Source organism: Mycobacterium sp. AZCC_0083 (assembly GCF_014202335.1).
In the GTDB taxonomy this organism is placed as follows: domain Bacteria; phylum Actinomycetota; class Actinomycetes; order Mycobacteriales; family Mycobacteriaceae; genus Mycobacterium.
This window is the reverse complement of sequence record NZ_JACHGP010000009.1, coordinates 358124-371812: the sequence shown is the minus strand read 5'-3', so window position 1 is coordinate 371812 and position 13689 is coordinate 358124. Positions and strand designations below refer to the sequence as shown.

The window sequence follows — 13689 nt, the reverse complement described above, 5'->3', positions numbered from 1 at the left end:
AACCCGTCACCGATCGTTCGCGAATAGTTCGTCGAACTAAGGGGCGGCCGGATGGCGAACTTCGACCAGCTATGGTGATCCTGCAAACCGGCTAAAGTTACCGACGAGTAACATGACGCTGGTTGTATCAATCGTGGTAGTGCAGGCCGCGCTGCGGCCTCATCGAGGAGGACGAACCAGACTCATGACGAACATCGTGGTCCTGATCAAGCAGGTCCCTGACACGTGGTCGGAGCGCAAGCTGACCGACGGCGACTTCACCCTCGACCGTGAGGCTGCAGACGCCGTGCTCGACGAGATCAATGAGCGCGCCGTCGAGGAAGCACTGCTGATCAAGGAGAAGCAGGGCGGCGAGAGCACGGTCACCGTCCTGACCGCAGGCCCCGCGCGCGCCACCGAGGCGATCCGCAAGGCCCTGTCGATGGGCGCCGACAAGGCGGTCCACCTGCTCGACGACGGGCTGCACGGCTCCGACGTGATCCAGACCGGCTGGGCTCTGGCCCGCGCGCTGGGCACCATCGAGGGCACCGAGTTGGTCATCGCAGGCAACGAGGCCACCGACGGCGTCGGCGGCGCAGTGCCCGCGGTCATCGCCGAGTACCTCGGTCTGCCGCAGCTGACGCACCTGCGCAAGGTGACGGTCGATGGCGACAAGGTCACCGGTGAGCGCGAGACCGACGACGGTGTGTTCACCCTCGAGGCCACTCTGCCCGCCGTGATCTCCGTCAACGAGAAGATCAACGAGCCGCGCTTCCCGTCCTTCAAGGGCATCATGGCCGCCAAGAAGAAGGAAGTCACCACGCTGACCTTGGCCGAGATCGGTGTCGAGGCCGACGAGGTCGGAGTCGCGAACGCCGGCTCGAAGGTGCTGTCGGCCACGCCGAAGCCGCCCAAGACCGCGGGCGAGAAGGTCACCGACGAGGGCGAGGGCGGCACCGCAATCGCCGACTACCTCGTCGCGCAAAAGATCATCTAAACCCCATAACCCCGAACACTTCTCAAGCAAAAGAGGCTGACTAAGTCATGGCTGAAGTATTGGTGCTCGCCGAGCACGCTGATGGAGCGCTGAAGAAGGTCAGCGCCGAGCTGATCACCGCCGCCCGTGTGCTGGGCGAGCCGTCCGCCGTCGTGGTCGGTGCCCCGGGCACTGCCGCGCCGCTGATCGACGGACTCAAGGAGGCCGGCGCTGCGAAGGTCTACGTCGCCGAGTCCGACGACGTAGAGGGCTACCTGGTCACCCCGGTCGTCGACGTGCTGGCTGCGCTGGTCGAGACCGCCGCCCCGGCGGCCGTCGTGCTGGCCGCCAACGCCGACGGCAAGGAGATCGCCGGCCGGTTGGCCGCCCGTCTGGGCTCCGGCCTGCTGGTCGACGCCGTCGAGATCAAGGAAGGCGCCGTCGGCGTCCACTCCATCTTCGGTGGCGCGTTCACCGTCGACGCCCAGGCCACTGGCGACACCCCGGTGATCACGCTGCGCCCAGGCGCCGTCGAGGCCGCACCGTCCGCCGGTGCCGGTGAAGTGGTCAACGTCGAGGTGCCTGCGGTGGCAGAGAACGCGACGAAGATCACCGCTCGCCAACCGGTTGAGGCCGGTGACCGTCCGGAGCTGACCGAGGCGACGGTCGTCGTGTCGGGTGGTCGCGGTGTCGGCAGTGCCGAGAACTTCGCGGTGGTCGAGGCGCTGGCCGACTCGCTGGGCGCCGCAGTCGGCGCATCCCGTGCCGCAGTCGACTCGGGCTACTACCCGGGCCAGTTCCAGGTCGGCCAGACCGGCAAGACCGTGTCGCCGCAGCTGTACATCGCGCTCGGCATCTCCGGCGCCATCCAGCACCGGGCGGGCATGCAGACGTCGAAGACCATCATCGCGGTGAACAAGGACGAGGAGGCGCCGATCTTCGAGATCGCCGACCTCGGCATCGTCGGTGACCTGTTCAAGGTCACCCCGCAGCTCACCGAGAAGGTCAAGGCCCGCAAGGGATAGTTTCTCTGCGCGAGCAGTCCGCAAGCGGCTCCAGCAAATGGCCCTGAATCCGGTCGATTCAGGGCCATTTGCGTCTGTTCACGCGATGGGGAACGGGTCCACGTAGGGTTTCCGGCGTGGACCTGCTTCTCGGAATCGACATGGGCACCGGAAGCACCAAGGGCGTCCTCGTCGACACCTCGGGTGTGGTCATTGCGTCGACGACGCAGTCGCACACCATGGACTTGCCGCGCCCCGGCTGGGCCGAGGTCGACGCCGAGTCGACGTGGTGGCGCGACGTATGCGACATCAGCACCCGGCTGACCGGCGAGATGCCATCCGGCTCGACGCTGGCCGGCGTGTGCGTGAGCGGTGTCGGCCCGTGCCTGGTGCTCTGCGACGATGCGCTGACGCCATTGCGGCCGGCGATCATGTACGGCGTCGACACCAGGGCGAGCGCCGAGATCGAGTCGCTGACCGAGGAATTCGGCGCCGACGCGATCCTGGATCGGGCAGGCACCCTGCTGTCGAGTCAGGCGGTCGGACCCAAGCTGGAATGGGTCCGGCGCCACGAGCCGCGGGTGTTCGACCGTGCGACGGGTTGGTATGGGTCGAACTCGTACATCGCGGCCAAGCTCACCGGTGAGTACGTGCTCGATCACCACACCGCGAGCCAGTGCGATCCGATGTACGTGACTCGCGACTTCGACTGGAACACCGAGTGGGCGAAGCGGATCTGCGGTCATCTGCCGTTGCCGCGGCTGGTCTGGCCCAGCGACGTCGTCGGCACGGTGCACGCCGAAGCTGCTGCCGCGACCGGCATCCCGAAGGGCACGCCGGTGGTGGCGGGCACGGTCGATGCGTACGCCGAGGCGTTCTCGGTGGGCGTCCGCAGTCCTGGCGATCAGATGCTGATGTACGGCTCGACGATGTTCCTCGTCCAGATCATCGGCGAGTACCACAGCGATCCCGCACTGTGGACGACGGCGGGCATGGAACGCGGGTCACTGGCCCTGGCCGCGGGCACCTCGACGGCGGGCAGCATGATCAGTTGGTTGCAAACGGTCACCGGCGGTGCGGATTTCGGCACGTTGATGGCCGAGGCGGCAGCGGTGCCCCCGGGCAGCGAAGGGTTGATCGCCCTACCGTATCTGGCGGGGGAGCGCACTCCGGTCTTCGATCCGCAGGCCAGGGGACTGTTCGCCGGGCTGACCCTTCGGCACGGTCGCGGCCACCTGTTCCGCGCGGCGTACGAGGGCATCGGCTTCGGCATCAGGCAGATCCTGGAGATGTTCGACGACGCGCACACCGGCGTTCGCACCGTCGCGGTCGGCGGCGGTCTGCAGAGCCCGGTCTGGGCGCAGGCCGTCAGTGACATCACGGGGCGCCCGCAGCTGGTTCCCGAGCAGGCCATCGGCGCCAGTTACGGCGACGCCCTGATGGCGGCGATCGGTGTGGGACTCGTTGCGCCGGAGACCGATTGGGCCAGGATCGATCGCGAGATCACGCCCAACCCGGCCAACCGCGTACTGTACGACGAGCTCTACGGCGTGTGGCGGGGACTCTATCCGGCGACCAGGGAACTGGTGCACGGCCTCGGCGCGATCGGCGGACGGGACGCCCAACCCGGCGAGTAGCCGTCACGCACGTGCGTCGAGGGTCCCGCTGGCCAGGATCTCGGTGGCCGTCGCGGGATCGGTGACGAGGTGGGTGAAGTAACCGCCGCGGGCGCCTGCGACGATCGAATCGATCTTCTCCTTGCCGACGGCGACGGCGATGGTCACCGGGATGTGCTGCAGCGCATCGAGTTCGACGGCGATGAGGCGTTCCGCTCCCTCGAAGTCGACCGGTGCGCCGTCGCGGTCGTAGAACCGGGAGCACACGTCCCCGACCGCAGCGCGAAGCGACGTCGATCCGGTCGGCACGAACCGCGGGATGTCCGAGCGCGACAGTGGCGGGGCGCCGATGCCCATGAGCACGCACCGGGCCTGCGGCCACAGGTGCAGGACCCGTTGGATGCTCGGATCGTTGAGCAGTGACTGGTACAGCTCTTCGCCGGGAAGGGCGGGGGCGAAGAGATAGTTGGCCCGCCCGCCAACACGATTGGCGACCAGTCGGGTGATCTCGTTGGTCTGGTACCAGTCTTCCGGCTGGTCGTTCCCGCCGACCGTCGGCGCGACCACGACCCCGGGTAGCGGAGTCAGGTCGAACTGTGCGACCTCGTACACCGTGCGCCCCGACGACACCAGTAGCACGTCGCCGGGCAACAGACCCGCTTCGCTCAGGGCGCGGCCGACTGCGGGTGCCAGCACGCGGCCCATCACGTCGACGACGGTGCGGCCCGTGCCGGGAGCGGGCAGCGGGGGACTGAGGTACACCGAGGTCAGACTGAGCGCGCGGGCCAGCCGATCGGCGAGATCGTCAGGGCGTGCCTCCTCGGGCGGCACCACCTCGATGCGCACGATGCCCTGCCGCTTCGCCTCGGACAGCAACCGGCTCACGGTGGCGCGGCTGGTGCCGAGCTGCTCGGCCACCTCGGCCTGGGTGGCCTCGTCCTCGTAGTACAGCCGCGCCGCGGTGTACAGCAGCGATGCCGGAAAGTGGCTGCCCTCGCCATCGGGTGACGCGGTGGCCGCAGTACTGGCACCGAGCTGGTTCAGCGGGGTGTTCTGGGCCGACCGGGGCATGAGCCGAGTATGGCACCGAAAAATCGACCCTGCACATATGTTCTGGAGAGAATCTTTGTGAACAATCGTTCTGGACAAATGTGCAGGAGCTCGATACTGTGACCCCAGCCACACGAGAAGGAGCCGATGATGACCGATCAGATCCCCGAGAAGATGCAGGCCGTCGTCGTCCACGGACCGAACGACTACCGCCTCGAAGAGGTAGCCGTTCCCCAACGCAAGCCAGGCGAGGCGCTCGTACGGGTTGAGGCCGTCGGCATCTGCGCCAGCGACCTGAAGTGCTACCACGGTGCCGCCAAGTTCTGGGGCGACGAGAACCGCCCGGCCTGGACCGAGACGATGGTGATCCCCGGACACGAATTCGTCGGCCGCGTAGTCGAACTCGACGACGCGGCCGCGGACAGGTGGGGCATCGCCGTCGGTGACCGCGTGACGTCCGAGCAGATCGTGCCCTGCTGGGAGTGCCGCTTCTGCAAGCGCGGCCAGTACCACATGTGCCAACCGCACGATCTCTACGGCTTCAAGCGCCGGACGCCCGGCGCCATGGCCACGTACATGACCTATCCCGTAGAAGCATTGGTGCACAAGATCTCCGGGGACATCCCGCCCGCCCACGCGGCCTTCGTCGAACCGCTGTCCTGCTCGCTACACGCCGTCGAGCGGGCGCAGATCACGTTCGAGGACACCGTCGTGGTGGCGGGTTGCGGGCCCATCGGCCTCGGCATGATCGCCGGCGCTCGCGCCAAGAACCCGATGCACGTCATCGCGCTCGACATGGCGCCGGAGAAGCTCGAGCTGGCCAAGAAGTGTGGCGCCGGCATCGCCATCAACATCGCCGAACAGGATGCGGTGGCGATCATCAAGGGCCTGACCGACGGATACGGCGCCGATGTCTACCTCGAGGGCACCGGACACCCGTCGGCGGTACCGCAGGGCCTCAACGCGCTGCGCAAGCTCGGCCGCTACGTCGAGTACGGCGTCTTCGGAAGCGACGTCACCGTCGACTGGAGCATCATCAGCGACGACAAGGAACTCGACGTCCTCGGAGCCCACCTCGGCCCGTACTGCTGGCCCGCTGCGATCCGGATGATCGAATCCGGTGTCCTGCCGATGGACCAGATCTGCACCCACCAGCTACCACTGAGCGACTTCCAGAAGGGTCTGGACCTCGTCGCCAGTGGCAAGGAATCGGTGAAGGTCTCCCTGATCCCCGCCTGACCCATCCGAACTAAGGACGTCGTCGAAGATGAGTGTTGACCGAGTTCCCGCAAGGGGCCCGCAGATGTCGCGGCGGAACATGTTGGCGGCGTTGGGCGTTGCCGGTGCCGCCGCGGCGAGCCTGCCGGTGCTCAGCGCCTGCGGCGTCGGCGGCAAGCCCAGCGCCCCGAACGGGTCCTCCGCGGTCAGCGGTGGGTTCGACTGGAAGAAGGCGTCCGGGCAGACCATCAACATCCTGCAGACCCCGCACCCGTATCAGCTGTCGTACCAGCCGCTGCTTGCCGAGTTCACCGACCTCACCGGCATCAAGGTCAACGTCGACCTGGTGCCGGAGGCCGACTACTTCACCAAGCTGAACACCGAGCTCGCCGGTGGGTCCGGTAAGCACGACGCGTTCATGCTCGGCGCCTACTTCATCTGGCAGTACGGTCCGCCAGGGTGGATCGAGGATCTCAACCCGTGGCTGCAGAACAGTTCGGCCACCAACGCCGAGTACGACTTCGAGGACATCTTCGACGGCCTTCGGACCTCGACCCGCTGGGACTTCGTCACGGGCAACCCGTTGGGCACCGGCGGGCAGTGGGCCATCCCTTGGGGTTTCGAGAACAACGTCGTCGCCTACAACAAGGCCTACTTCGATCAGCGCGGCATCACCAAGCTGCCGAACAACTTCGACGACTTCATTCAGCTCGCGGTCGACCTGACCGACCGCTCGGAGAATCGGTACGGCATCTCCACCCGCGGATCGAAGTCGTGGGCCACGATCCACCCCGGCTTCATGACGCAGTACAGCCGGTCGGGGGCGGTCGACTACACGTTCAACGGCTCCGACCTGATCGCAGAGATGGACAGCGACACGGCGATCGACTTCACCAAGAAGTGGATCGACATGCAGCACAGGGCCGGGCCGACGTCGTGGACGACCTACGACTATCCCAATGCCACGGGCGATCTCGGCGACGGCAAGGCGATGATGGTCTTCGACGCCGATAGCGCCACCTACCCGAAGAACAAGCCAGGTGCTAGCAAGGAAGCCGGGAATCTCGGCTGGTACGCCGGACCGGCGGGGTCGGACGGCAACTACAAGACCAACCTGTGGACCTGGAGCTGGGCGATGAGCGCCAACTCCCGGAACAAGCTGCCTGCCTGGTTGTTCATCCAGTGGGCGACCGGCAAGGAGTCGATGAACAAGGCCGTCGAGGGCGGCACCTACGCAGATCCGGTGCGAAAGTCGGTGTTCGACACCACCTTCAAGCGGGTGGCCGCCGATCAGTTCGGCTATCTCGAGGCCTTCGAAACCGTCATCGGGTCCTCGAAGATCCAGTTCACCCCGCAGAAGAAGTTCTTCGACACGACCCAGAACTGGGCCGTCGCCTTGCAGGACATCTACGGCGGTGACGACGCCGCGTCGCGGTTGCGCAGCCTCGCCAAGACCAACACCTCCAAGGTCAACCTCTAGGAGCTCTGGCATACATGACAACGCAGACACCCAAGGCGCAGGCGACCAGACCGGAGCAACCTGCCAAGGCGCCGAGCCGTGTGCTACCCGAGATCCCCACGTGGCGGCGCAAACTGCGGCCCTACCTACTGTCGATCCCCGCGCTGGTAATCGTCATCGGCATCCTCTACCCGTTCGTGGTCGGTGCGTACTACGCCTTCCTGAATTATGCGGCGGTCAACCCGAACCCGCACTTCGTCTGGTTCGACAACTTCAAGTCGGTCCTCGGCGATCAGGTCTTCTGGTCGAGCGTGCGGACCACGGCCATCTTCGCCGTCGTCGCCACTGCGGTGGAGACGACGCTCGGCGTCGGCCTGGCGCTGTTGCTCAACCGCTCGTCGTTCATCGGCAAGATCTTCGAGAAGGTTCTGATCCTGCCGCTGATGATCGCACCGGTGATCGCCGGCGTCATCTGGAAGCTGATGTTCAATCCGCAGTTCGGGATCCTCAATCACGTTCTGGGGCTTGGCAACACGTTCGACTGGCTGTCCAGCAGCACCGCGCTGTTCTCGGTGATCCTGGTGGACCTGTGGATCTTCACGCCGTTCGTGGCGATCCTGGTGCTGGCCGGTATCCGGTCCCTGCCCAAGGAGCCGTTCGAGGCCTCGGAGGTCGACGGTGCCAGCTGGTTCTACATGTTCCGCAAGCTGATGCTGCCGATGTTGTGGCCCTACATCCTGGTCGCGGTGATCTTCCGATTCATGGACAACCTCAAGGTCTTCGACCACATCTACGTGCTCACGGCCGGCGGCCCGGGGGTGGCCACCCGGACGCTGCAGATCGGCGCGTTCGAGGACTCGATCATCAACCTCGACTACTCCCGTGGCAGCACCTACATGCTGCTGCTCTGGATCATCGTGTTCATCACCGCGCGCTACCTGGTCAGCGTGCTCGGAAAGGCGCAGCGCCGCGCTGCGGGAGCGGAGTCCTAAGACCATGAACCTCACCAAATTCAGGCCGGGCCGAAGTGAACTCCTGCCCGGCCAGAAGCGGCTGTCGCTGGGATCGGTGGTCGCCGACGTCGGTCTGATCGGCTGGTTCCTGTTCTCGCTCTTCCCCATTGCGTGGATGGTGATCCTTGCGCTGAAGAACGCCGAGGAGCAGACCACCACCTACTTCCAGTTCAGCCCGACCTGGTCGAACTTCGCGACGGTGCTGTCCGACAAGGGCACCCAGATGACCAGCGTCGACTTCAAGGCCGCACTGCTGACCAGCCTGCTCAACTGCGGTGGCGCTGTGATCGTCTCGCTGGTGATCGGCATTCCCGCCGCATACGCGGCTGGCCGCTGGAAGTACAAGGGCAGCAACGACTTGATGTTCCAGATGTTGTCGTTCCGGTTCGCGCCCGAGCTGATGGTCATCGTCCCGCTTTTCGTGATCTACAACCAGATCGGGTTGTTCGACACCAAGGTCGGCATGATCTGGGTGTTACAGCTGGTCACCATGCCGTTGGTGGTGTGGATCCTGCGGTCCTACTTCGAGGACCTGCCAGCCGATCTGGAGCAGGCGGCGCTGCTGGACGGCTACACCAGGACGCGGGCATTCGTGATGGTGGCGCTGCCGATCGTGCGTCCCGGCATCGCGGCTGCGGCGCTGCTGGCGTTCATCTTCGCCTGGAACAACTACGTGTTCCCGCTGATTCTGGCCGATAGCAACGCGGGCACGGTCACCGTCGCGATCACCAAGTTCCTCGGCGGTGGTGGGCAGGCGTACTACAACCTGACGGCCGCCGCGGCGATCATCGCCGCGCTGCCGCCACTGATCCTCGCCCTCACCATCCAGAGATACCTTGTGCGGGGGCTGTCATTCGGGGCGGTGAAGGCCTGATGGCCACCGTATCGCTCAAGGGCCTGTCCAAGTCCTTCGGAAAGACCAGGGCGGTGACCGACCTCTCGGTCGACATCGTCGACGGCGAGTTCTTCGTCATCCTGGGCCCCAGTGGCGCAGGCAAGACGACGACGCTGAAGTCGATCGCCGGCCTCGTCGACATCGACGCAGGCACGGTGACCATCGGTGGCAACGACGTCACCAGGGTCGAGCCGTACCACCGCAACGTCGCGATGGCCTTCGAGAGCTACGCGCTGTACCCGCAGAAGACCGTCAGCGAGAACCTGGCCTCGCCATTGAGATCTGGGCGGTCGGGGCGTTTCAGCGATGCGCAACGCGCCGAGCGGATCGACCAGGTGACCACGACACTCGGAATCAACGCTCTGCTCAAGCGCTTTCCGCGGGAGCTGTCCAACGGGCAGCGGCAGCGGGTGGCCCTTGGCCGCGTGCTGGTGCGGCCCGCGGACGTTTATCTGCTCGACGAACCACTGAGTCACCTGGACGCCAAACTGCGGGCGGCGATGCGCGCCGAGCTGAAGCAACTCGGGGCGATGTCGAAGACCACGACGGTCTACGTCACCCATGACTACCAGGAGGCGCTGGCGCTCGGGGATCGGATCGCCGTCCTGCGGGAGGGCTCGCTCGTACAGATCGGTACGCCCGAGGAGATTTGGCGTCGGCCCGCGGACACGTTCGTCGCGCGTGCCCTCGGGCAGCCCGAGATCAACATCCTCGACGGCGTCGTCGACGACGGCCGGATCCGGTTGGGCAGTGACTCCGCCGCGTTCGACCTGCCGTTGCCTGCCGATGTCCGCCGCTCGACGGGCGACCGGGTGCGGGTGGGGCTGCGGCCCTGCGACATCCACGTCGTCGGTGCGGAATCGACGTCGGCCCGGCTGAGTGGCCCGGTGCGGCTGGCCGAGCGTCTCGGCCGCAACATCGAGCTGACGGTGGACGTCGGAGGTGAGCAACTCATCGTGCTGTCGTCGGGCCGCGAAGGCGTCGGCGAGGGTTCCCGGGTGTCGATGACGGTCGCCGACAACGACGTTCACGTCTTCGCAGCGGGCGACGGTGACACCGCACGGTTGGGTGCGGACGACAACACTCTGGAGGCCGTCCTGTGATGAATTCCCCCGGTCGCTCCGCTCCTGCCCCTGGCGCGACCACCACGGCCGAACGCCCGGCCACCACCACCGCGCAGAGTCTGGCGCTGACCGACCTGGTGAAGACCTACGCCTCCCGCGGCAGGGAGAGCGTCACCGCAGTCAACGGCATCGACCTGGCGATCGAACCGGGCGAGCTGGTCGCGCTGCTCGGTCCGTCCGGCTGCGGGAAGACCACCACATTGCGGATGATCGCCGGCCTGGAGACCGTGACCAGCGGATCGATCCGCATCGGCGACCGGGAGGTCTCGCAGTTGCCCGCATCCAAGCGCGGCATCGGCGTCGGCTTCGAGAGCTACGCGCTATACCCGCCATTGTCGGTCCGCGAGAATCTGCTGTACGGGCTGAAGGCGCGCAAGGTGAAGGGCGCCGAGCAGATGGTCGGATCGATCAGCCAACGACTGGAGATGGACGACCTGCTCGAGCTGCGGCCCGCCGGCCTGTCCAGCGGTCAGAAGCAGCGCGTCGCGCTGGCGCGGGCACTGGTCAGGAATCCCCCGGTGCTGCTCCTCGACGAGCCGTTGAGTCACCTCGATGCCTCTGCACGCCAACGGGTCCGTCGCGAACTGAAGCGTGCTGCAGCGCGAATTCGGCTACACCACCATCGTCGTCACCCACGACCAGGTCGAGGCGTTGTCGCTGGCCGATCGGCTCGCGGTGATGGACGCCGGGGTGGTGCAACAGTTCGGCACCCCCGACGAGGTGTTCGACGACCCCGCGAACCTGTTCGTCGCCCAGTTCGTCGGTGAGCCGCAGATCAACGTGCTGCGCGGAACCGTCCGGGCCGAGAACGGCCGGCTGCGCGTCGAGATCGGCTCGGGTGCAGACGTTCTGGAGACCGCGGCGACCGGGATCGCCGACGGCACCAGGGTCACGGTTGGGATCCGGCCGCAGGACTGCGAGCTATCCACCGGGCACGGCCTCGGGATCCGCTCCACCGTGGCCTATTTCGAGCACCTTCTCGAGTTCGGGCTGGCCACCAGCACCGTCGCCGGAGTGGAGGAGGGCATCGTCGTGCAGACACCCGGTCAGGAGAGCTACGAGCCCGAACGGCGGGTCGTGGTGAACGCTCCGCCCGAGCGGGTGTACCTGTTCGACACCGACACGGGGGAGCGACTCCGATGACCAAGCTGTTCGATGATCCCGCCCGGTTCACCGAGGACATGCTCGCCGGATTCCTCGACGCCAACGCGTCCTACGTCGTCGGGGTGCCCGGCGGAGTGGTCCGGGCACGCGAGACCCCGCCAGGCAAGGTGGCCGTGGTGATCGGTGGCGGATCCGGGCACTACCCGGCGTTCTGCGGAACCGTCGGAACCGGCTTCGCCGATGGTGCAGTGGTCGGCAACATCTTCACCTCGCCATCGGCCGAGGATGCCGCGTCGGTGGCCCGTGCCGCGCACGGCGACGCCGGAGTGCTGCTCACCACTGGCAACTATGCCGGTGACGTGATGAACTTCGGCCTTGCCGTCACCCAGTTGCGCAGCGAGGGCATCGATGCGCACTACTTCGCCGTCACCGACGACATCGCCAGCGCGCCAAAGGGCGAGGAGGCCAAACGGCGCGGCATCGCAGGCGATTTCACCGTCTTCAAATGTGCATCCGCGGCCGCGGAGGACGGGCTGGACCTGGCGGGTGTCATCCGCGTCGCGGAAGCCGCCAATGCCGCCACCCGGACCTTGGGTGTCGCATTCGACGGCTGCACGCTGCCCGGCGCCGACCATCCGTTGTTCACCGTCCCCGACAATCAGATGGGCGTCGGCCTCGGCATTCACGGCGAGCCAGGAGTGGCCGACGAACCGATGCCGTCGGCCGCCGATCTGGCGGTGACGCTCGTCGACGGGGTGCTCGACGACCGGCCAGCCACCGCATCGAAGCGAATCGCGGTGATCCTCAACGGTCTTGGCCGCACCAAGTACGAGGAGCTGTTCGTGGTGTGGGGCACGATGGCGCGCCTGCTCCGCGAACGTGACTACGAGATCGTCGAACCCGAGGTCGGTGAACTGGTCACCAGCCTGGACATGGCAGGCTGCTCGCTGACCGTGATGTGGCTCGACGACGAACTCGAGAAGTACTGGACCGCACCGGCCGACACCCCGGCCTACCGCAAGGGCGTTGCGGCCACGTCCGATTCGGGTGAGCGCCGCACCGATGCCGCCGACGCAGCCGTCGTCACACCGCATCTGGCCGAACTCGCCGACGACGACGGCCGCTCCGGGGGAGCACTCGTCGCCAGGGCGCTGGACGCGATGGCCGCGATGCTGGCCGACGCCGAAGACGAACTGGGCCGCATCGACGCCGTCGCCGGTGACGGCGACCACGGTCGCGGCATGGTCAAGGGGTCCGCTGCCGCGCGTGATGCCGCCGCAAAAGCCGTGCAGGACGGCGCAGGTCAGGGTTCGGTGCTCACTGCAGCAGGCAAGGAGTGGGCGTCGAAGGCGGGCGGCACCTCCGGCGTGCTGTGGGGTGCGCTGCTCAACGCGCTGGGTGCGCGGCTCGGTGACACCGGCCGGCCGGACTCGGACGCGGTCGGCGCAGGCATGCGTGACGGGTACGACGCGCTGGTTCGGCTCGGCGGCGCGGCGCCGGGGGACAAGACCATGCTCGATGCGCTGCTGCCGTTCGTCGACGAGTTGCAGCGCGGGGTCGCGGCCGGTGAGCCGTGGCAGCAGGCGTGGCGGTCGGCCGCCGACGTCGCCACCGACGCCGCCAGCGCCACTGCGGAATTGCGGCCCAAGGTCGGTCGGGCTCGTCCGCTGGCCGAACGCAGCGTCGGCACCGTCGATGCGGGCGCCACGTCGCTGGCGATGTGCGCACACGCGGTCGCGGAGTGCTTCGTCCTGACTGCGAAGGGAGACGTCTCATGACCCCACTGCGCATCGTCGTCGGTTGCGATGACGCCGGATTCGAGTACAAGGAGTCGCTCAAGGGCGATCTGTTGGCCGATGACCGCGTCGGCGAGGTCATCGACGTCGGTGTAGGCGCCGACGAGCACACCGCCTATCCGCACGTCGCCGTTGCGGCCGCCCGGCTGGTCGCCGAGGGCAAGGCCGACCGAGCGCTGCTGGTGTGCGGCACCGGGTTGGGCGTGGCGATCAGCGCGAACAAGGTTCCTGGCATCCGGGCCGTCACCGCGCACGACAGCTTCTCGGTGGAGCGGTCGGTGCTGTCGAACAATGCCCAGGTGCTCTGCTTCGGGCAGCGGGTCGTGGGCCTGGAACTGGCCCGGCGGCTGGCCCGCGAGTGGCTGAATTACGAATTCGACCCTCAGAGCGCGTCAGCGGACAAGGTCGAGGCGATCGAAGGCTATGAGCCGCAGCACACCTGATCGGGTGATTCG

The 13689-nt window shown here is 66.8% G+C and carries 11 protein-coding genes and 1 pseudogene; 11 read left to right on the top strand and 1 reads right to left on the bottom strand.

Annotated elements, in window-relative coordinates; all coding sequences use genetic code 11:
• The first annotated feature begins 184 nt into the window (after nt 1–184).
• From HNP02_RS23935 to HNP02_RS23925, 3 genes are all read left to right on the top strand, one after another.
• Nucleotides 185–976, top strand: a complete 792-nt coding sequence (locus HNP02_RS23935; RefSeq protein WP_184442954.1) for an electron transfer flavoprotein subunit beta/FixA family protein — start codon at nt 185–187, stop codon at nt 974–976.
• Nucleotides 977–1023: 47 nt separating this feature from the next.
• Nucleotides 1024–1980 carry an electron transfer flavoprotein subunit alpha/FixB family protein gene (locus tag HNP02_RS23930; protein ID WP_184442953.1) on the top strand — a complete coding sequence of 319 codons (957 nt, stop codon included), beginning with the start codon at nt 1024–1026 and terminating at the stop codon, nt 1978–1980.
• Nucleotides 1981–2096: 116 nt separating this feature from the next.
• Entirely contained in the window at nt 2097–3596 is a 1500-nt protein-coding gene (locus HNP02_RS23925) for an FGGY-family carbohydrate kinase (RefSeq protein WP_184442952.1), read from the top strand.
• Between the two features lie 3 nt (nt 3597–3599).
• On the opposite strand, the gene HNP02_RS23920 is transcribed toward HNP02_RS23925, so the two are convergent.
• On the bottom strand, nt 3600–4646 hold the full coding sequence (locus HNP02_RS23920) for a sugar-binding transcriptional regulator (RefSeq protein WP_184442951.1): 1047 nt from the start codon (nt 4644–4646) through the stop codon (nt 3600–3602).
• Between the two features lie 129 nt (nt 4647–4775).
• Between HNP02_RS23920 and eltD the strand changes: the two genes are divergently transcribed.
• The 8 genes and pseudogenes from eltD (at nt 4776) to derI1 (ending at nt 13677) form a co-directional block, all read left to right on the top strand.
• A complete protein-coding gene (gene eltD, locus HNP02_RS23915; RefSeq protein ID WP_184442950.1) occupies nt 4776–5864 on the top strand; it encodes an erythritol/L-threitol dehyrogenase in 1089 nt (362 codons plus the stop codon).
• A 28-nt stretch (nt 5865–5892) separates the two neighbouring features.
• Complete coding sequence (locus HNP02_RS23910) at nt 5893–7323, top strand: extracellular solute-binding protein (RefSeq protein WP_184442949.1); 1431 nt, start codon at nt 5893–5895, stop codon at nt 7321–7323.
• Between the two features lie 14 nt (nt 7324–7337).
• Complete coding sequence (locus HNP02_RS23905; protein ID WP_184442948.1) at nt 7338–8294, top strand: carbohydrate ABC transporter permease; 957 nt, start codon at nt 7338–7340, stop codon at nt 8292–8294.
• Between the two features lie 4 nt (nt 8295–8298).
• Nucleotides 8299–9189 (top strand): carbohydrate ABC transporter permease, encoded by an 891-nt coding sequence (locus tag HNP02_RS23900; RefSeq protein ID WP_184442947.1) that lies wholly within the window; start codon nt 8299–8301, stop codon nt 9187–9189.
• Nucleotides 9189–10313 (top strand): ABC transporter ATP-binding protein, encoded by a 1125-nt coding sequence (locus tag HNP02_RS23895; protein WP_184442946.1) that lies wholly within the window; start codon nt 9189–9191, stop codon nt 10311–10313. The genes HNP02_RS23900 and HNP02_RS23895 overlap by 1 nt, the downstream gene beginning before the upstream one ends.
• Nucleotides 10313–11477: pseudogene (locus HNP02_RS23890) on the top strand (ABC transporter ATP-binding protein). The gene HNP02_RS23895 and the pseudogene HNP02_RS23890 overlap by 1 nt, the downstream one beginning before the upstream one ends.
• The gene (derK, locus tag HNP02_RS23885; protein WP_184442945.1) at nt 11474–13216 is read left to right on the top strand and encodes a D-erythrulose 4-kinase; all 1743 of its coding nucleotides are present in this window, start codon (nt 11474–11476) and stop codon (nt 13214–13216) included. Before HNP02_RS23890 ends, derK begins: the two are co-directional and overlap by 4 nt.
• On the top strand, nt 13213–13677 hold the full coding sequence (gene derI1, locus HNP02_RS23880; RefSeq protein WP_184442944.1) for a D-erythrulose 4-phosphate isomerase DerI1: 465 nt from the start codon (nt 13213–13215) through the stop codon (nt 13675–13677). Before derK ends, derI1 begins: the two co-directional genes overlap by 4 nt.
• The last annotated feature ends 12 nt before the right edge of the window (nt 13678–13689 follow it).